This is a genomic window from Streptomyces sp. NPDC051909, assembly GCF_040681095.1.
Lineage (GTDB): Bacteria > Actinomycetota > Actinomycetes > Streptomycetales > Streptomycetaceae > Streptomyces.
On sequence record NZ_JBFAYA010000001.1, the window covers coordinates 421,339 to 439,808 of the forward strand.

At 75.0% G+C, this 18,470-nt stretch carries 14 protein-coding genes; 9 read left to right on the forward strand and 5 right to left on the reverse strand.

Annotation, left to right across the window (positions count from 1 at the left end; genetic code table 11):
- Window positions 1–16 precede the first annotated feature (16 nt).
- Window positions 17–838 carry an alpha/beta fold hydrolase gene (locus AB0M18_RS02155; protein WP_365754718.1) on the reverse strand — a complete coding sequence of 274 codons (822 nt, stop codon included), beginning with the start codon at window positions 836–838 and terminating at the stop codon, window positions 17–19.
- A gap of 225 nt (window positions 839–1,063) precedes the next feature.
- On the opposite strand from AB0M18_RS02155, the gene AB0M18_RS02160 reads away from it, so the two are divergent.
- Window positions 1,064–1,471: a cobalamin B12-binding domain-containing protein gene (locus AB0M18_RS02160; RefSeq protein WP_265867557.1), complete on the forward strand. Its 408-nt coding sequence runs from the start codon at window positions 1,064–1,066 to the stop codon at window positions 1,469–1,471.
- A 136-nt stretch (window positions 1,472–1,607) separates the two neighbouring features.
- On the opposite strand, the gene AB0M18_RS02165 is transcribed toward AB0M18_RS02160, so the two are convergent.
- Window positions 1,608–3,197, reverse strand: coding sequence for a DUF5691 domain-containing protein (locus AB0M18_RS02165; protein ID WP_365754720.1), 1,590 nt, complete (start codon window positions 3,195–3,197; stop codon window positions 1,608–1,610).
- Between the two features lie 51 nt (window positions 3,198–3,248).
- Window positions 3,249–4,622, reverse strand: coding sequence for an SWIM zinc finger family protein (locus AB0M18_RS02170; RefSeq protein WP_365754722.1), 1,374 nt, complete (start codon window positions 4,620–4,622; stop codon window positions 3,249–3,251).
- Window positions 4,623–4,761: 139 nt separating this feature from the next.
- Here AB0M18_RS02170 and AB0M18_RS02175 point away from each other — a divergent pair, with 139 nt between their 5' ends.
- The 5 genes from AB0M18_RS02175 to sucD all read left to right on the forward strand — a co-directional run bounded on the left by AB0M18_RS02175 (window position 4,762) and on the right by sucD (window position 12,228).
- Window positions 4,762–5,925 carry an AAA family ATPase gene (locus AB0M18_RS02175; protein ID WP_365754724.1) on the forward strand — a complete coding sequence of 388 codons (1,164 nt, stop codon included), beginning with the start codon at window positions 4,762–4,764 and terminating at the stop codon, window positions 5,923–5,925.
- Window positions 5,922–8,477, forward strand: a complete 2,556-nt coding sequence (locus tag AB0M18_RS02180; RefSeq protein WP_365754725.1) for a DUF5682 family protein — start codon at window positions 5,922–5,924, stop codon at window positions 8,475–8,477. The genes AB0M18_RS02175 and AB0M18_RS02180 overlap by 4 nt, the downstream gene beginning before the upstream one ends.
- 52 nt (window positions 8,478–8,529) lie before the next feature.
- Complete coding sequence (locus AB0M18_RS02185) at window positions 8,530–9,675, forward strand: VWA domain-containing protein (RefSeq protein WP_365754727.1); 1,146 nt, start codon at window positions 8,530–8,532, stop codon at window positions 9,673–9,675.
- Between the two features lie 470 nt (window positions 9,676–10,145).
- Entirely contained in the window at window positions 10,146–11,324 is a 1,179-nt protein-coding gene (gene sucC, locus AB0M18_RS02190; RefSeq protein ID WP_365754729.1) for an ADP-forming succinate--CoA ligase subunit beta, read from the forward strand.
- A gap of 19 nt (window positions 11,325–11,343) precedes the next feature.
- On the forward strand, window positions 11,344–12,228 hold the full coding sequence (sucD, locus tag AB0M18_RS02195; RefSeq protein ID WP_365754731.1) for a succinate--CoA ligase subunit alpha: 885 nt from the start codon (window positions 11,344–11,346) through the stop codon (window positions 12,226–12,228).
- 113 nt (window positions 12,229–12,341) lie between these two features.
- Here the strand turns inward: sucD and AB0M18_RS02200 are convergent, their stop codons facing one another.
- Window positions 12,342–13,664: a helix-turn-helix domain-containing protein gene (locus AB0M18_RS02200; RefSeq protein ID WP_365754732.1), complete on the reverse strand. Its 1,323-nt coding sequence runs from the start codon at window positions 13,662–13,664 to the stop codon at window positions 12,342–12,344.
- A 111-nt stretch (window positions 13,665–13,775) separates the two neighbouring features.
- On the opposite strand from AB0M18_RS02200, the gene AB0M18_RS02205 reads away from it, so the two are divergent.
- Window positions 13,776–15,311 (forward strand): DUF6350 family protein, encoded by a 1,536-nt coding sequence (locus AB0M18_RS02205; RefSeq protein ID WP_365754734.1) that lies wholly within the window; start codon window positions 13,776–13,778, stop codon window positions 15,309–15,311.
- On the opposite strand, the gene AB0M18_RS02210 is transcribed toward AB0M18_RS02205, so the two are convergent.
- On the reverse strand, window positions 15,312–16,010 hold the full coding sequence (locus tag AB0M18_RS02210; RefSeq protein ID WP_365754736.1) for a hypothetical protein: 699 nt from the start codon (window positions 16,008–16,010) through the stop codon (window positions 15,312–15,314). It abuts the gene before it with no gap.
- 241 nt (window positions 16,011–16,251) lie between these two features.
- Between AB0M18_RS02210 and purN the strand changes: the two genes are divergently transcribed.
- On the forward strand, window positions 16,252–16,881 hold the full coding sequence (gene purN, locus AB0M18_RS02215; RefSeq protein ID WP_365754738.1) for a phosphoribosylglycinamide formyltransferase: 630 nt from the start codon (window positions 16,252–16,254) through the stop codon (window positions 16,879–16,881).
- A complete protein-coding gene (gene purH, locus AB0M18_RS02220) occupies window positions 16,865–18,430 on the forward strand; it encodes a bifunctional phosphoribosylaminoimidazolecarboxamide formyltransferase/IMP cyclohydrolase (protein WP_365754740.1) in 1,566 nt (521 codons plus the stop codon). Before purN ends, purH begins: the two co-directional genes overlap by 17 nt.
- Window positions 18,431–18,470 lie beyond the last annotated feature (40 nt).

Consider the following 18,470-nt stretch of genomic DNA (forward strand, 5'->3'; position numbering starts at 1 on the left):
AGGCCGGTGGGGCGCGTCAGGCCACCGAGGACGCCCCCGTCGATCCGTCCCGTGCACCGGCCGCCGGGCCGCCCTCATCCAGGGCGCTCAGGATCCCGGTGGCGACCGTCGGGTGGACGGGCAGGGCCAGGTGACCGATGCCGCTCACCCGTACGTTCCGCACGGTCAGGTCCGGGTGCTCCAGCCGCGCCGTCTCGACCGGGACCATCACCTGGTCCAGATCGCTCCAGAAGCTCACGAAACGGGTACGGCAGCCCGGCGCCGGGCCCGCGAGCTCGCGCAGCACCTCCGAGCCCGGCCGCATCTGGCGCACCAGCGGATGCGCGTCCGCCACGGCCAGCGGCGCGAAGGCGGTTCCGGAGTGCGGGGTGCCCAGCATGGCCAGGGTGCGGACGCGGGCGTCACCGCCCAGGCGCTGTACGTAATAGCGGGCGATCAGCCCGCCGAGGCTGTGGCCCACCAGATCGACCTCGGTGTGCCCGGTGCGGTCGAGCAGCTCCGTCACCCGGCGGTCGAGCAGCTCCGCGGCGGTGCGCAGGTCGCAGGTGAGCGGGGAGTAGTTGAGCGACTCGACACAGTCACGGCCGTGCCGGGCCAGGGCGCGGCGCAGCAGGACGAAGACCGAGCGGTTGTCGACGAAGCCGTGCAGCAGCACCACCGGGCGGGCGGCCGGGCCGCGGGCGCCGTCGGTGGCGGGCGTGCCGGCGGGAGAGACGGCGGCGGCGCGGCGCTCGCCGACGAGTCCCGAGGGGTAGAGGACCAGATGTCCCGCGAGGACCGCCAGCTCCAGGGCGGCGGCCTTCATCCGGTCGGCGAACACGGTGGGCAAGAGCTCCATCGCCGACCTCCGTCCCGGTACGGCGGTGCGCCGCACCTCCGTGCCGTGCGGCTGGCGGCGCGGGTGTGCGGCGACCCCGATGCGGCTCCTCCGGGGAGCGATCCATGTCCCACGTGTGATTTCCCCCTCGCTGTCCACCGCGAAACGGGCGCGTGCGGGATGCTGGCGATAACGTTCGTTCACCTCCCCGGCAAAGACGCGCGGGGGTCGCATGTGGAGGCAGTGATGGGTGTGACCGGTCCGATCCGCGTGGTGGTCGCCAAGCCGGGTCTCGACGGCCACGATCGCGGGGCCAAGGTGATCGCGCGGGCGCTGCGCGACGCCGGTATGGAGGTCATCTACACCGGCCTCCACCAGACGCCCGAGCAGATCGTCGACACCGCCATCCAGGAGGACGCCGACGCGATCGGTCTGTCCATCCTCTCCGGCGCGCACAACACGCTCTTCGTGAAGGTCCTGGAGCTGTTGAAGGAGCGCGACGCGGAGGACATCAAGGTCTTCGGCGGCGGCATCATCCCGGACGCCGACATCGCCCCGCTCAAGGAGAAGGGCGTCGCCGAGATCTTCACCCCCGGCGCCACCACCGCCGCGATCGTGGAGTGGGTCAACGCCAACGTGCGCGTGGCGGCCTGAACGACCCGACGCGCCACCCCCGGGGTCCTTGGACCCCGGGTTCCGCGCCGCTCGGCCCGGGCCCGGTCGGCCCGGTCGCTCGACTGCGGCCCGGTCACCTCGGGCCGCTCAGCCCGGGTTGCCCAGCTCGGCCCGGTCAGCTCGGGCCGCGCAGCTCGGCGTGCATCGTCGCCCGGAGCTCCAGGGTGGACACCAGCCGCTGGAAGGCCTCCGACCAGTAGCCCGCGGCGCCCGGCGAGGCGTCCTCCGGCTCGGCGGACACGGCGGTGAGCGCCGCGAGCTGCGGCGCCGCGTCCGGTGACAGACAGCGCTCGGCCAGGCCCATCACGCCGCTGAAGCTCCACGGATAGCTGCCCGCGTCCCGGGCGATGTCCAGGGCGTCCACGACCGCCCGGCCGAGCGGCTCCGCCCACGGCACCGCGCACACCCCGAGCAGCTGGAACGCCTCCGACAGGCCGTGCGCCGCGATGAACGAGGCGACCCAGCCGGCCCGCTCCTCCGCGCCGAGCGTGGACAGCAACTGCGCCCGCTCGGCCAGCGAGGACGTGCCGGGGCCCGTGGCCTGCGGGGCGGCCGGGGAGCCGAGCAGCGCCCGTGACCAGGCCGCGTCCCGCTGCCGGACCGCCGCCCGGCACCAGGCCGCGTGGAGCTCGGACCGCCAGTCGTCCGCGACCGGCAGCGCCACGATCTCCTCCGGCCCGCGCCCGCCGAACCGCGCCGGCCAGCAGTCCAACGGCGCCGCCTCCACCAGCTGACCCAGCCACCAGGACCGCTCGCCCCGCCCGGTCGGCGGGGTCGGCACCACCCCGTCGTGCCGCATCCCCGCGTCGCACTCGTGCGGCGCCTCGACCACGATCGTCTCCGCGCCCCGCGTACGGTCCAGGGACACGCACGACGCGGCGCGCCCCGCCATCCGGCCTGCCAGAGCCGACGCGGGCAGCGCCGAGAGGAGTTCGGCGGCCGTCGCCCGGACGTTGCGACTGCGGTCGGACAGGGCCGCCTCCAGGAACTCCTCGTCCGCCGGGCCGAGCCCCGCCCGCAGCGAGTCCAGGAACATCAGCCGGTCCTCCGCCCGCTCCGCACCCCAGGTCGAGGCCAGCAACTCCCGTCCCCGCGCCGGGTCCTCGGCCCGTACGGCCGCCAGCAGCGCGACCCGCTCCGCGAACAGGCCCTCCTCCCACAGCGCGAGCACCGCCTCCGGATCGGTGGGATCGGGCAGCGGCCCCGCGCCACCGCCCGTGCCGCGCAGCGCGAACTTCCACTCCGGGTTCAGCCGGGCCAGCCACAGCCCCCGGGGCCCGGCGAGGGCCAGGGCCTGGGGCCGCAGGTCCGTCCGGGCCCGCGCCGCGTCAAGGAGCGCGGGCAGTGCGGCGGCCGGCGCGCGACAGCCCCGCTCGTTGGCGGCGGCCAGCCACTGCGGCAGCAGCTCCGCCAGATCCGGAGCCGCCCCGCGCCGCCCCCCGGACGGCGCGGGCGCGGCCCGGCCCGCGAGCAGCTGTCCCAACCGCCGCCGCGCCGCCGCCGGCAGGGCGGGCCGTGTGTCCTCGGGCGCGGCCTCCAACGCCGCCGCGGCCGGCCCGGGCCGCAGCCCCGCCCTGCGCCGTACGGTGTGCACGGCGGCGGCATCGAGCAGCGCGACCGGCGCGGCCTCCCCGCCGCTCCGCGCGAGCGGCTTCCGGTCGGTGCCGAGCAGCGCGGACGTGACGAGGTCTTCCCAGGCGTTCACGGACTCCTCCAGAGGTGGGTGGCTGACGGGGCGGGCTACCTGAAGCACGGCCTACACCAGCGGCACCGTCTCCCCGGGCGCGTCCGGCGACCAGGCGGCCAGCGGGGTGAAGCCCTGGTGTCCGATCTCGCCGAAGACGCGGACCGGGGCGCCGCCGGACAGGGCGATCAGGCGCCACAGGCCGGGCTGCTGCTGGGCCGCGCGGGTCAGCGGTATCGCCTCGCGCTCCGGGGCCGCGCCCGGGAGGGTCCCGTACGGCTCCGAGTCGGCGAGCTGCCAGCCGTACTCCGCGCGGGCCGGGACCACGTCGGCGAGGGTGACCGGCCAGGCGTCCAGCCACGGGTCCTCGCCCAGTGCGCGCCCGTAGGCGTCGAGGGCGGCGCCCACCGGGGCGCCCTGCGGCGGCGGGCCGGCGGGGGCGGGCGGGGCGAACTGCTCCACCAGCTCGGCGCGCAGCCCGCCCCCGGACGCGTAGGGGCGGAGCTCCGCGTCCAGGACGGCGCCGACGGGCAGGGCCAGTCGGGGCGCGCGGCCCGCCGCGCCGAAGGAGAGCAGCAGGGCCGTACGCCCGCTGTCGCGGCCGTGCAGCCAGATGCGACGGGTCGTCAACCGGCTGTCCGCCGCGTCGTACTGGGCGAGCACCAGCCACTGGTCCCGCAGCAGCGGACCCTCCGGCGGCGCCGAGAGGCCGACCCGGCTGCGGACGGTCGCGGCCAGCGGACCGGGCAGCCGGTCCGCCGACAGCCAGGCCCGGTCGAGGAGATGCGTCAGCGCGCACTCCTCCAGGAGCCGCACCGGCCACCCCGGGCCCGAGCCCGGTATCGCGCCCAACTCCCGCACCCGGCCCGCGAGTCCCGGCGCCTGCGCGTCGACCATGCGGGCCGCGGTCTCCTCCCCCAGGCCGTACCCCGCCTGCTCCGCCGAGGCGAGCCCGCCGCGCAGGAGATCGGCGAGCCGCTGCTCCAACTCCTGGGCCCCCGCGGTGATCCGGGCCGCCCGGCGCTCCGCCCGGCGGCGCGCGGCCTCCGGGTCGGCGGGCCCCGCCTCCGCCGGGGTCCGTGCCGCCTCCGCCCGCGCGCGCCGGCCCGCGAGCCAGGTCTCCGCCCAGTCGGGCGCCTCGCCGGCCCCCGGCACCGCCGCCCCCTCCGGGTCCCCCGCCCACAGCGACAACAGTCCCAGCGCGTGCTTGCACGGGAACTTCCGGCTCGGGCAACTGCACGAGTACGCCGGGCCCGTCGTGTCCACCACCGTCCGGTACGGCGTGCGTCCGCTGCCCCGGCACTGGCCCCAGACCGCCCGGCCGTCGGAGCCCGCGCCGGACCAAAGCCCGGACGTGCCCAGCCTGCTTCCCGCTTTGCGCGACGCGTCGTCAGGAGCCAGTGCCAGCACCTGGTCCGCCGTCCAGCGCACCCCCTGCTCAGTCATGCGAACGACCGTACGGGCCGCCACTGACAACCACCTTGCTCACGCCTCTCACCTGCGGTTTCCCCCGGCTGTGACCGATTGTCAGTGGCATGGTGCACCGTGGATCCCACAGCAGGTCGAACGATCTGGAGGGGGACCCATGACCCTGCCCGAAACCACCACGACCACCGCTCCGGCCACCGCCACGACCACGACGGCGGACAGCGGGAACGGCAGCGCGAAGGACCGCGCGCTGCGGCCGCACGCCGAGGACGCCTTCGCCCACGAACTCGCCGCGCTCGCCGCCCAGGACGACCGGACGCGGCCCGCCCGCTGGAAGCTCTCGCCCTGGGCCGTCGCCACCTACCTCCTCGGCGGCACGCTCCCCGACGGCACGGTGATCACCCCCAAGTACGTCGGCCCGCGCCGCATCGTCGAGGTCGCCGTCACCACGCTCGCCACGGACCGCGCCCTGCTCCTGCTCGGTGTCCCCGGCACCGCCAAGACCTGGGTGTCCGAGCACCTGGCCGCGGCCGTCAGCGGCGACTCCACCCTCCTCGTCCAGGGCACCGCCGGCACGCCGGAGGAAGCCATCCGCTACGGCTGGAACTACGCGCAGCTGCTCGCCCACGGCCCCAGCCGCGACGCCCTCGTGCCCAGCCCCGTCATGCGCGCCATGGACCGGGGCATGACCGCCCGCGTCGAGGAGCTCACCCGCATCCCCGCCGACGTGCAGGACACCCTCATCACCATCCTGTCCGAGAAGACCCTGCCGATCCCCGAGCTGGGCGAGGAGGTCCAGGCCGTCGGCGGCTTCAACCTCATCGCCACCGCCAACGACCGCGACCGCGGCGTCAACGAGCTGTCCAGCGCGCTGCGCCGCCGCTTCAACACCGTCGTGCTGCCGCTGCCCGCCACCCCCGACGCCGAGGTGGACATCGTGACCCGCCGGGTCGACCAGATAGGGCGCTCGCTCGACCTGCCCGCCGTGCCGGACGGCGTGGACGAGATCCGCCGGGTCGTCACCGTCTTCCGTGAGCTGCGCGACGGCGTCACCGCCGACGGGCGCACCAAGGTCAAGTCGCCCTCCGGGACGCTGTCCACGGCCGAGGCGATCTCCGTCGTCACCGGCGGCCTCGCCCTCGCCGCGCACTTCGGCGACGGCGTGCTGCGCTCCGCCGACGTCGCCGCCGGGCTCCTCGGCGCGGTGGTCCGCGACCCCGCCGCCGACCGGGTCGTCTGGCAGGAGTACCTGGAGACGGTGGTCCGTGAGAGAGACGGATGGAAGGACTTCTACCGCGCCTGCCGTGAGGTGAGCGCATGACGCCCCGCACCGGCGCCACCGCGCCGCCGACCGCGCCGCCCACCGCTTCCGCGTCCGCCGCGCCGACTGCCGACGGCCCGGAACCTGCCGGGCAGACTGCCGCACGGCCGGAAGTCGTCGTGCCGACTGTCGGCCGTTCCGGTCCCGCCGTCCCGACGCCAGGCCGCCCGGGACCCGCCGCCGGGCCCCTCGTGCTCGGGGTCCGGCACCACGGGCCGGGCTCCGCGCGGGCCGTGCTCGCCGCGCTCGACGCCGGCCGGCCCAAGGCCGTCCTCATCGAGGGCCCGCCCGAGGCCGACGGGCTCGTCGCGCTCGCCGCCGACGAGGAGATGCGGCCTCCGGTCGCGCTGCTCGCCCACGCCGTGGACGACCCCGGCCGCGCCGCGTTCTGGCCGATGGCCGAGTTCTCGCCCGAATGGGCCGCGATCCGCTGGGCCCTGGCGCACGGCGCCGAGGTCCGCTTCATCGACCTGCCCGCCGCCCACACCCTCGCCGCCTCCGACCCCACCTGGGACGACAGCGAGGAGTACGCCCCCGAGGACGCGGGGGCCGGGCTGCGCGTCGACCCCGTCGCCGAACTCGCCCGCACCGCCGGGTACGACGACGCCGAGCGCTGGTGGGAGGACGTCGTCGAACTGCGCGGCGCCACCGACCCGTTCGCCCCCTTCGAGGCCCTCGCCGACGCGATGGACGCGCTGCGCGAGGCGTACGGGCACGGGGGCCACCCCCGCGATCCGGTGCGCGAGGCGCACATGCGGATCCGGCTGCGCGCCGCGCAGAAGGAGTTCGGCGACGACGTCGCCGTCGTCTGCGGCGCCTGGCACGTCCCCGCGCTGCGCCGCCGTACGACCGTCACCGCCGACCGCGCCCTCCTCAAGGGGCTGCCCAAGGTGAAGACCGAACTGACCTGGGTGCCCTGGACCCACCGCCGGCTCGCCCGCCGCTCCGGATACGGCGCGGGCATCGAGGCCCCCGGCTGGTACGCGCACCTGTTCACCGCCCCCGACCGGCCCGTCGAGCGCTGGATGACCAGGGTCGCGGGCCTGCTCAGAGCCGAGGACCTGCCCGTCTCCTCCGCCCACGTCATCGAGGCCGTACGGCTCGCCGACACCCTTGCCGTGCTGCGCGGCCGCCCGCTCCCCGGGCTCGGCGAGACCACCGACGCGATCCGCGCCGTCATGGGCGACGGCTCCGACGTCGCCCTCGGCCTGGTCCGCGACCGGCTCGTCGTCGGCGACGTCCTCGGCACCGTCCCGCCCGGCGCGCCCGCCGTCCCGCTCCAGCGGGATCTCGAACGGCTCCAGCGCGCCCTGCGCCTCAAACCGGAGGCCCAGGAGCGCGAGCTCGACCTCGACCTGCGCAAGGACAACGACGCCGCCCGCAGCCGACTGCTGCACCGGCTCCGGCTGCTCGGCGTCGGCTGGGGCGGCCCCGTCGCCGGCCGCGGCTCCACCGGCACCTTCCGGGAGAGCTGGCGGCTGCGCTGGGAGCCCGAACTCCACGTCCAGGTCGCCGAGGCGGGCGTCTGGGGCACCACCGTCGAGGCCGCCGCCACCGCCCGGGCCAAGGCTCAGGCGGCCGCCGCCGACGAACTCGCCGCCATCACCTCGCTCGCCGAGCGCTGCCTGCTCGCCGGACTCACCGACGCCCTGCCCGCCGTCCTCCACGCGCTCGCCGACCGCGCCGCCCTCGACACCGACGTCGCCCACCTCGCCCAGGCCCTCCCGGCCCTGGCCCGCTCCCTGCGCTACGGCGACGTCCGCGCCACCGACACCACCGCCCTCCGCGAGGTCGCCGCCGGCCTCGCCGAACGGATCTGTGTCGGCCTGCCCCCCGCCTGCGCGTCCCTCGACGCGGACGCCGCAGCCGAGATGCGCGACCGCCTCGACGGCGTCCACACGGCGATCGCCCTCCTGACGGACCGGGGAGAGCTACGAGCGGGGCCCGGGCCCGCCACCACGAGCCTGCCCGGCTCCGCCGAAGACGAGCCCGCGCTCGCCGCGCCCGGCCGTGCCCCCGCCCCCACCCCCGCCTCGGGACTCGCCGACCGTTGGGCCGGGGTGCTGCGGAGGTTGGCGGGGCGGGAGCGGGTGCCCGGGGTGGTGCGGGGGCGGGCTGTGCGGTTGTTGCTCGACGAGGGGCGGTTCGGGGTCGACGAGGCCGCCCGGACGATGGGGCTCGCGCTGTCGCCCGGGACGCCGCCCGCCGAAGCGGCCGCATGGGTCGAGGGGTTCGTCGGAGGAGCCTCCGGGGGCGGGCTGCTGCTCGTGCACGACGAGCGGCTGCTCGGCCTTGTCGACGACTGGCTCGGCGGCGTGAGCCCCGACGCGTTCGGCGACGTACTGCCGCTGCTGCGGCGCACCTTCGCCGCGTACGAGCCGGGGGTCCGGCGGACTCTCGGCGAGCTGGTCGCCCGCGGCCCGGCCGGCCCCGGCGGGACCGCCGCGGCCGCGGTCACCACGCCCGGCTTCGCGCCCGCGGCCGACGAGCGCCGGGCCGACGCCGTACTGCCCCTGGTCCATCTGATCCTCGGCACGGAGGCCGCCGTATGAGCGCCCGCACCGCACCCGGCTCCGAGCCCCATCCCCGTACGGAGGTCCCCGTATGACGACCAGGCGTATGACGACCACGCGCATGGACGACGAGCGGCTGCGCCGCTGGCGGCTGGTGCTCGGCGGCGGCGAGGCGGAGGGCACCGGGCGCGCGCTGACCGGGACCGACGCCGCCATCGACGGGGCGCTGGCCGCGCTGTACGACAAGGGGGCGCGCGGTGGGCTCGGGGGGTCCGCGCCCTCGGTCGCCCGCTGGCTCGGCGACATCCGGACGTACTTCCCCGGCTCCGTCGTGCAGGTCATGCAGCGCGACGCCATCGAGCGGCTCGGGCTCGCCACCCTGCTCCTGGAGCCGGAGATGCTGGCGGCCGTCGAGCCGGACGTGCATCTCGTCGGGACCCTGCTCTCGCTCAACAAGGCGATGCCGGAGACCACCAGGGAGACCGCCCGAGCCGTGGTCCGCAAGGTCGTCGAGGACCTGGAGAAGCGGCTCGCCACCCGCACCCGGGCCACGCTCACCGGCGCGCTCGACCGTTCGGCCCGGATCAGCCGGCCCCGGCACCGGGACATCGACTGGGACCGGACCATCCGCGCCAACCTCAAGAACTACCTGCCCGAGCACGGCACGGTCGTCCCCGAACGGCTCGTCGGATACGGCCGCGCCTCCCAGGCGGTCAGGAAGGAGGTCGTGCTCTGCATCGACCAGTCCGGCTCCATGGCCGCCTCCGTCGTCTACGCCTCCGTCTTCGGCGCCGTCCTCGCCTCCATGCGCTCCCTCGCCACCCGCCTCGTCGTGTTCGACACCGCCGTCGTCGACCTCACCGAGCAGCTCGACGACCCGGTCGACGTGCTCTTCGGCACCCAGCTCGGCGGCGGCACCGACATCAACCGGGCACTCGCCTACTGCCAGTCGAGGATCACCCGCCCCGCCGACACCGTCGTCGTCCTCATCAGCGACCTCTACGAGGGCGGCATCCGTGACGAGATGCTCAAGCGGGTCGCGGCCATGAAGGCCTCCGGCGTGCAGTTCGTGACCCTGCTCGCGCTCTCCGACGAGGGCGCGCCCGCCTACGACCGGGAGCACGCCGCCGCGCTCGCCGCGCTCGGCGCCCCCGCCTTCGCGTGCACCCCCGACCTCTTCCCCGAGGTCATGGCCGCCGCCCTGGAGAAGCGCCCGCTCCCCATACCCGAGGCCTGAACACCCGAGGCCTGAACACCTGAACACCCGAGGCCTGACGGGACCTGTCCGGCCAGGACCTGACCCGCAAGGGCCGGTCCGGGTACGGAATCCGTCGCGCGCGGCCACCCGGACGGGCGCCGCCACCGGCACTGAGGTCCATATCACAGTCGCACCCCACCCGACCTCACCCCGCGCACCGGCGAGCCGTGAGCGCGTCAATCACCGCTCCCCGCCTGCCACAAGGGACCGCGGGTCCCCGGCCCCCACCGCTCCGGACCGCCCCGCCGCGCCTACGTTCTGTGACCCGTATCACCGCTCTCCTGTGATCTGCGATTTAGGGACCCACGGCCCACGGGGATAACCTGCGAGACGGACATGCCGCGTCCACGGACACCGTGTACGCCTCCCTAGTGACAGCGCAGTCACGTTGCCCTTCGCGGCACGCCCACGCAGACAACGAACCGCGATCATCTAGAAAAGGGACGCGCGTGGACCTGTTCGAGTACCAGGCGAGGGACCTCTTCGCCAAGCACGGTGTACCGGTGCTGGCCGGTGAAGTCATCGACACGCCTGAGGCGGCGCGCGAGGCCACCGAGCGGCTTGGCGGCAAGTCGGTCGTCAAGGCGCAGGTGAAGGTCGGCGGCCGCGGCAAGGCCGGCGGCGTCAAGCTGGCCGCCACCCCGGACGAGGCCGTCGCCCGCGCGACGGACATCCTGGGCATGGACATCAAGGGCCACACGGTCCACAAGGTGATGATCGCGGAGACCGCTCCGGAGATCGCCGAGGAGTACTACGTCTCGTACCTCCTCGACCGGACCAACCGCACCTTCCTCGCCATGGCCTCCGTCGCCGGTGGCATGGACATCGAGGAGGTCGCCGCGACGACCCCCGAGAAGCTCGCGAAGGTGCCGGTCGACGCCAACGCCGGTGTCGACATCGTCAAGGCCCGCGAGATCGTCGCCCAGGCGCAGTTCCCGGCCGACGTCGCCGAGCAGGTCGCCGAGATCCTCGTGACCCTGTGGAAGACCTTCGTCGCCGAGGACGCGCTCCTCGTCGAGGTCAACCCGCTGGCGAAGGTCGCCTCCGGCGACGTCCTCGCGCTGGACGGCAAGGTCTCCCTGGACGACAACGCCGACTTCCGCCACGCCGACCACGAGGCCCTCCAGGACAAGGCGGCGGCCAACCCGCTCGAGGCCGCTGCCAAGGAGAAGGGCCTCAACTACGTCAAGCTCGACGGCGAGGTCGGCATCATCGGCAACGGCGCCGGCCTGGTCATGTCGACCCTGGACGTCGTCGCGTACGCCGGTGAGAACCACGGCGGCGTGAAGCCGGCCAACTTCCTCGACATCGGCGGCGGCGCCTCCGCCGAGGTCATGGCGAACGGCCTGGAGATCATCCTCGGCGACCCGGACGTCAAGTCCGTGTTCGTCAACGTCTTCGGCGGCATCACCGCCTGTGACGAGGTCGCCAACGGCATCGTGCAGGCCCTGGAGCTGCTCGCCTCGAAGGGCGAGGAAGTCACCAAGCCGCTGGTCGTGCGCCTCGACGGCAACAACGCGGAGCTGGGTCGCAAGATCCTGTCGGACGCCAACCACCCGCTCGTGCAGCGCGTGGACACCATGGACGGCGCGGCCGACAAGGCCGCCGAGCTCGCGGCTGCGAAGTAAGGGACGAGGACACACAGCCATGGCTATCTTCCTCAACAAGGACAGCAAGGTCATCGTCCAGGGCATGACCGGTGCCACGGGCATGAAGCACACCAAGCTCATGCTGGGTGACGGCACGAACATCGTCGGCGGCGTGAACCCGCGCAAGGCCGGCACCAAGGTCGACTTCGACGGCACCGAGATCCCGGTCTTCGGCACCGTCGCCGAGGCCATGAAGGAGACCGGCGCCAACGTCTCGGTCCTCTTCGTGCCGCCGGCCTTCGCCAAGGCCGCCGTGGTCGAGGCGATCGACGCCGAGATCCCGCTCGCCGTGGTCATCACCGAGGGCATCGCGGTGCACGACTCCGCCGCGTTCTACGCGTACGCCGTGGAGAAGGGCAACAAGACCCGCCTCATCGGCCCGAACTGCCCCGGTCTCATCACCCCGGGCCAGTCGAACGCCGGCATCATCCCGGGCGACATCACCAAGCCGGGCCGCATCGGCCTGGTCTCGAAGTCCGGCACGCTGACGTACCAGATGATGTACGAGCTCCGTGACATCGGCTTCTCCTCCGCCGTCGGCATCGGTGGCGACCCGGTCATCGGCACCACGCACATCGACGCCCTCGCGGCGTTCGAGGCGGACCCCGACACCGACCTGATCGTCATGATCGGCGAGATCGGCGGCGACGCCGAGGAGCGTGCGGCCGACTTCATCAAGGCCAACGTCACCAAGCCGGTCGTCGGCTACGTCGCGGGCTTCACCGCGCCCGAGGGCAAGACCATGGGCCACGCCGGCGCCATCGTCTCCGGCTCCTCCGGCACCGCCCAGGCGAAGAAGGAGGCCCTCGAGGCCGCCGGTGTCAAGGTCGGCAAGACCCCGACCGAGACCGCCAAGCTGGCGCGCGCCATCCTCGCGGGCTGATCGCGGCAACACAGCGACGCGGCGACGCGGCAACACGGCGACGCAGCGACACCAACGCGTGGGCCCCGCCCCGACCTGTTCACGGTCGGGGCGGGGCCCACGCGTGTACGTGCCTACTCCGCGGCCGGGACCAGGCGTTCCGGGCCCGGGTTCGGGGCCGTGCGCAGCATGTCGCGCAGTTCCCTGTCCTCCGGGCGCAGCTTCTGCGGGCCGCCGCGGACCGGGACGCCCTCGACGGCCTCGCCGGGCGCGTTCACCGGGATGTAGCGGGTCGGCGCGGTCGCCGCGGTGAGGGCCGTGACGGCGATCAGCGCCGCCGTCACCCCGACCACCGACCGGGTCAGCAGCCGCAGGCGCCGCTCGCTGCCGGTCCGAACCGCCCGCGCGGCGGGCAGGGTGGCCGTCGGAGCCTCCGCGACGAGCGCGGCGAGCCGCCGCTGCAGCGCCTCGGGTTCGGCGAGCTCGGGGATCCGCTGCCCGATGACCGTACGGGCGTGCAGCAGCCGGTTCCCGGCGGCCGGGGTGCTCGCCTCGGTCTCCGCGGCGGTCTCCGGCAGGTCCAGGCCGAGGCCGTCGTACAGCAGCACGGTCCGGCGGTACGGGGCGGGCAGATCGAGCAGCGCCCCGAGCAGCGCCCGTCGGGCGGCCTCGGTCGGCGGCGAGTCCGGGTGCCGGTGGCGGCGCCGGAAGCGGTGCCAGGGCGAGAGCGCGTACTCGTACGCCGTCGCCCGCACCCAGCCCACCGGGTCGGCGTCCGTGGCCACCTCGGGCCAGTGCTGCCAGGCGTGGTGGAAGGCGTACTCGACCGACTCGCGGGAGAGCCGGCGGCGCCCCGTGAGCAGATAGGTCTGGTGGACCAGGCCGGGTGCGGCGTGGTCGTAGAGCGCGTCGAAGGCCTCCTCCGGCGTGGGTCCGGGGACGGCGGGTCCGGGGGCGGGCGCGGGCGTCACGGGCTCCGGGGCAGGAACCGGCGCCTCCGCCTCCGGCACCGCTGCCGGTTTCAGGCGCTCCTCGACGGCCTCGACGGCCTCGGACGCCTCGGCGGGCTCCTCGACGACTTCGGCCGTTCGGATGACGGGCCGGACCGCCGGCTTCGACGCGGCCGGCTTCTGGGGGGCCGGTCCCGGCGCCGCCGGGGACTTCGGCGGGCGCGCGGCGCCCTTGGCGGCCGGGCGGGGCCGGGTGGCCGCGGGGGACGGCCGGGCGGGCTTCTCCGTACGGGGCGCGGCCGGCTCCTCGTAGACGCCGAGCAGCTTCGCGTACGCCTCGCGCTTGCGGCCCCGGGGGGAACTGCGGCCGGTCTCCCAGGCGCGGACGGTGGCCCGGGTGACGCCCAGGACCTCCGCGACCTGGTCCTCGCTGAGGGAGAGCGACTCCCGCAGTCGGCGCCGCTCCTTGGGGGAGGGGAGCGAGACGGAGGGGCTCGTCGGACTCATCGGCGTCGACCTCCCACAGCGCTGCTCCGGGCGGAAAAGTACATAAACGTATCTTGAGCGACACAACGGCCATTCGCCTGTTACGGGATGAAACCGCGTGTCGCTGGCAGCATGGCCCCCGTGACGCACGTGACCGAGCAGCGCCCGCCCGCGGCGCTCGACGCCGCCGCGGTCCAGGGCCGCCGGTCCGCCGCCCTGGCCACCGCTTTCGTGCGCGGCGGCGTGGCGGCGGGCCTCGGTCTCGGTGTGGTCGCCGTGCTCGTGGTCGCCGCCTGGATCGCCTCGCCGTACCCCGACAGCGGCCCCGCCGGCGCCCTGCACACGGCCGCCGGGCTGTGGCTGCTCGCGCACGGCGCGGACCTGATCCGCACCGACACCGTCTCCGGCGTGCCCGCCCCGCTCGGCGTCACCCCGCTGCTGCTCACCGCCCTGCCGCTGTGGCTGGCCCACCGGGCGGCCCGCGACACCCTGGACCCCGGCGACCCTGATGACCCCGGCGAACCCGGCGACCCCGGCGAGGTCCGCTCCCGGCCCTCGCCGGCCGGCGCCGTCGCGGCCGTCACCGGGGGATACCTGCTGGTCGTGGCCGCGGTCGTGGTCTACACGGAGGCCGGGACGCTGCCCGCGGAGCTGGTCGCCACCGGCGCCTGGACGCCCGTCACCGTCCTCGCGGCGGCCGCCGCGGGCGCCTGGACGGCGCACGGCCGGCCGCTGCCGGACCGGGAGCCGTACGCGGTCGCCCTGCGCGCCGCGGCACCGGCCCTGGCCGTCCTCGGCGCGGGCGGGGCGCTGCTCTTCTCTGTCTCGCTGTTCTGGCACGCCGGCGACGCCCACGCGTCCTTCGACGGCCTCGCGGGGGAGTGGTCGGGCCGGGCCTCGGTCGCGCTCCTCGCGCTGGCGCTGCTGCCGAACGCCGTGCTCTGGGGCCTCGCGTACGGACTCGGCCCCGGTTTCTCGCTCGGTACGGGCGCCCTGGTCACCCCGCTCGGCTTCACCGGCACCCCTGCCGCGCCCGACTTCCCGCTGCTCGCCGCGCTCCCCGGCGAGGGCCCGGGCCGGTGGCTGCACGCGGCCGCGCTCGCGGTCCCGCTGGTGGCGGCGCTGACCGCCGGGTACCGGGTGGGCCGCGCCGCGCGTGCCTGGACGGCCAAGGACACGGCGCTGACCGCGCTCGGCGCGGCCTGCGTGTGCGGGGCGGCCGTCGCGGTCCTGACGGCCCTGGCCGGCGGCCCGCTCGGCTCGGGCCGGCTGGCCGCCTTCGGCCCGGTGTGGTGGCAGACCGGTGCGGCGGCGGTGCTGTGGTGCGGGGCGGTCGGCGTGCCCACGGCGTTCGCCGTACGGGCCTGGGGCCGGCGCGCCGCTCGGCGCGCCGCGGCCCTCGCCGCCCCGCAGGTCCCGGCGCCGGGACCCGTATCCGCACCCGTATCCGTGCCCCTACCGGAAGCGGAGCCCGTGGGGCCGCCGCCCGCGCCGGAGACCGCCGGAGCCCTGGCCCGGCTCGACGCGCTGGAGGCGCTCGACGACGACGCGGCCGACGAGGGGTACGGCTTCCTGCCCGCCGCCTGGGAGCCCTCGGCACCCCCGGCACCGCCGGCCCCGGCTCCGGCCCCTGCCCCGGCTCCGCTCCCGGATCCCGACGGGGGCTGACTACTCGCGCACGCCCAGGGTGTCCTGGAGCGGCTTCGGAAGCAGGTCGTTGCAGGCCAGCTGGCTCTGCCTGGTCAGGGCGTCGGCCCGGCACTCGTAGAAGTCGCGGTAGACGAAGTGCACGAGGAAGCCGCTGCCGACGATCATCAGGGCGAGCGCCGAGGCCACCAGACCGCTGATCGCCGCGGTCTGCTTGGTGCGGTTCGCGGTGGCCGCGGCCGCGATCTCCACGGGCGACCGCGGTCCCTCCGGGGCCTTCACGCGGGCCCGCAGGGCGCTGATCGCCCAGTAGACGCCGAGCGCGCCGAGCAGCAGCGCCAGCTCCTGGATGAAGAAGGAGAAGAAGAAGGCCCACATGCCGGAGAGCACCGCGTACCGCGCGCGCCGCTGCGCCGGGTCCGTCGGGTCCCAGCGCAGCCCCGGTCCCTGGCCGCCGTCCGGTCCGCCGTCCGGCCCGTCGCCGGGGCCGCCGCCCTGGCCGCCGCCCGAGGAGCGCTCGGGGCGGCCGCCGAAGCCGTCGGAGGAACGGCCCGGCTGACTGCTGCTCCAGCCCGGACCGCCGGACGGGCCGCCGGACGGACCGCCGGACGAGCCCTCGTCGGAGCCCTCCGGGAGTCTCGGCTGCCACGGCTGGTCCGGCTGCCCCTCCGGCGGCGGTGCGAACGGGTTGTTGTCGTTCGTGGACTGGCGATCCGGCATGTGCTGGACGTCTTCCCTCTGTCTGTGTGCGCGGGTGTGATGCGGGTGTGATGTGGCGCGCGGCCCTGGTGTGACAGGTCGTCGGACCCTGACGCTACCTCCCGGTCCCGCCCCCGTCCCGTGGGGGTTGTCCGGAGTGCCGGTATCGTTGCTGACGGTCGGGCCCTTCGTAGGGTTCCCCGTATCGAGGGATGCGATTCGTTCGTACGACCGCACAAACACCACGGAAAGAGTGACCCCAGTGGCTGCCGCCCGCCTCGTCGTCCTGGTCTCCGGTTCCGGCACGAACCTCCAGGCCCTGCTGGACGCGATCGCCGCCGACCCCGAGGGCCCCGAGGGCTACGGAGCCGAGATCGTCGCCGTCGGCGCGGACCGCGGTGACATCGCCGGTCTGGAGCGGGCCGAGCGCGCCGGGATCCCCACCTTCGTGTGCCGGGTCAAGGACCACGCGAGCCGCGAGGAGTGGGACCGGGCGCTGACCGAGGCCACCGCCGCGTACGAGCCGGACCTCGTCGTCTCGGCCGGTTTCATGAAGATCGTCGGCAAGGAGTTCCTCGCCCGCTTCGGCGGCCGGGTCGTCAACACCCACCCGGCGCTGCTCCCCAGTTTTCCCGGCGCGCACGGCGTGCGCGACGCCCTCGCCTACGGCGCGAAGGTCACCGGATGCACCGTCCACTTCGTCGACGACGGTGTCGACACCGGCCCGATCATCGCGCAGGGCGTGGTCGAGGTGCGGGACGAGGACGATGAAGCCGCGCTCCACGAGCGCATCAAGGAAGTCGAGCGATCGCTGCTCGTCGAGGTCGTGGGGCGTCTCGCCCGCAACGGCTACCGCATTGAGGGACGAAAGGTTCATGTCGGTGAGCACTGACACCGTTAAGCCCATCCGCCGCGCGCTGGTCAGCGTCTACGACAAGAGCGGGCTCGAGGAGCTGGCCCGCGGGCTGCACGAGGCCGGGGTCGAGCTGGTCTCCACCGGCTCCACCGCGTCGAAGATCGCCGCGGCCGGCGTCCCGGTCACCAGGGTCGAGGAGCTGACCGGCTTCCCCGAGTGCCTGGACGGCCGCGTCAAGACGCTGCACCCGCGCGTGCACGCCGGCATCCTCGCCGACCTGCGCCTGGAGTCGCACCGCGCACAGCTCGCCGAGCTCGGCGTGGAGCCCTTCGACCTGGTCGTCGTGAACCTCTACCCGTTCCGCGAGACCGTCGCCTCCGGCGCCTCGGCCGACGAGTGCGTCGAGCAGATCGACATCGGCGGCCCGTCCATGGTCCGCGCCGCCGCCAAGAACCACCCGTCGGTCGCGATCGTCACCAGCCCCGAGCGGTACGCCGACGTGCTCACCGCCGTCAAGGCCGGCGGCTTCGACCTGACCGCCCGCAAGCGGCTCGCCGCCGAGGCCTTCCAGCACACCGCCGCGTACGACGTGGCCGTGGCCTCCTGGTTCGCCGACGACTACGCGGCGGCGGACGACAGCGGCTTCCCGGACTTCCTGGGCCACACGTACGAGCGCTCCAACGTGCTCCGCTACGGCGAGAACCCGCACCAGGGCGCCGCGCTCTACGTCGACGGCACGGGCGGCCTCGCCGAGGCCGAGCAGCTGCACGGCAAGGAGATGTCGTACAACAACTACACGGACACCGACGCCGCGCGCCGGGCCGCGTACGACCACACCGAGCCGGCCGTCGCGATCATCAAGCACGCCAACCCGTGCGGCATCGCGATCGGCGCCGACGTCGCCGAGGCGCACCGCAAGGCGCACGCCTGCGACCCGCTGTCCGCGTTCGGCGGCGTCATCGCCGTCAACCGCCCGGTCTCCGTCGCCATGGCCGAGCAGGTCGCCGAGATCTTCACCGAGGTCATCGTGGCCCCCGGCTACGAGGACGGCGCGGTCGAGATCCTCGCCAAGAAGAAGAACATCCGCGTGCTGCGCGCCGAGGGCGCCCCGGCCAACCCGGTCGAGGTCAAGCCGATCGACGGCGGAGCGCTCCTCCAGGTCACCGACCGCCTCCAGGCCGCCGGCGACGACCCGGCGAACTGGACCCTCGCGACCGGCGAGGCCCTGTCGGCCGAGGAGCTCGCCGAGCTCGCCTTCGCCTGGAAGGCCTGCCGCGCGGTCAAGTCCAACGCGATCCTGCTCGCCAAGGACGGCGCCTCGGTCGGCGTCGGCATGGGCCAGGTCAACCGCGTCGACTCCGCGAAGCTCGCGGTCGAGCGCGCCGGCGAGGAGCGCGCCCGCGGCGCGTACGCCGCCTCGGACGCCTTCTTCCCCTTCCCGGACGGCCTGGAGATCCTGACCGCCGCCGGTGTGAAGGCGGTCGTGCAGCCGGGCGGGTCGGTGCGGGACGAGCTGGTGGTCGAGGCCGCGAAGAAGGCCGGCGTGACGATGTACTTCACCGGCACGCGCCACTTCTTCCACTGAGACGGCGTCGTGCGGGGCCTTCCTCCCCGGGAAGGCCCCG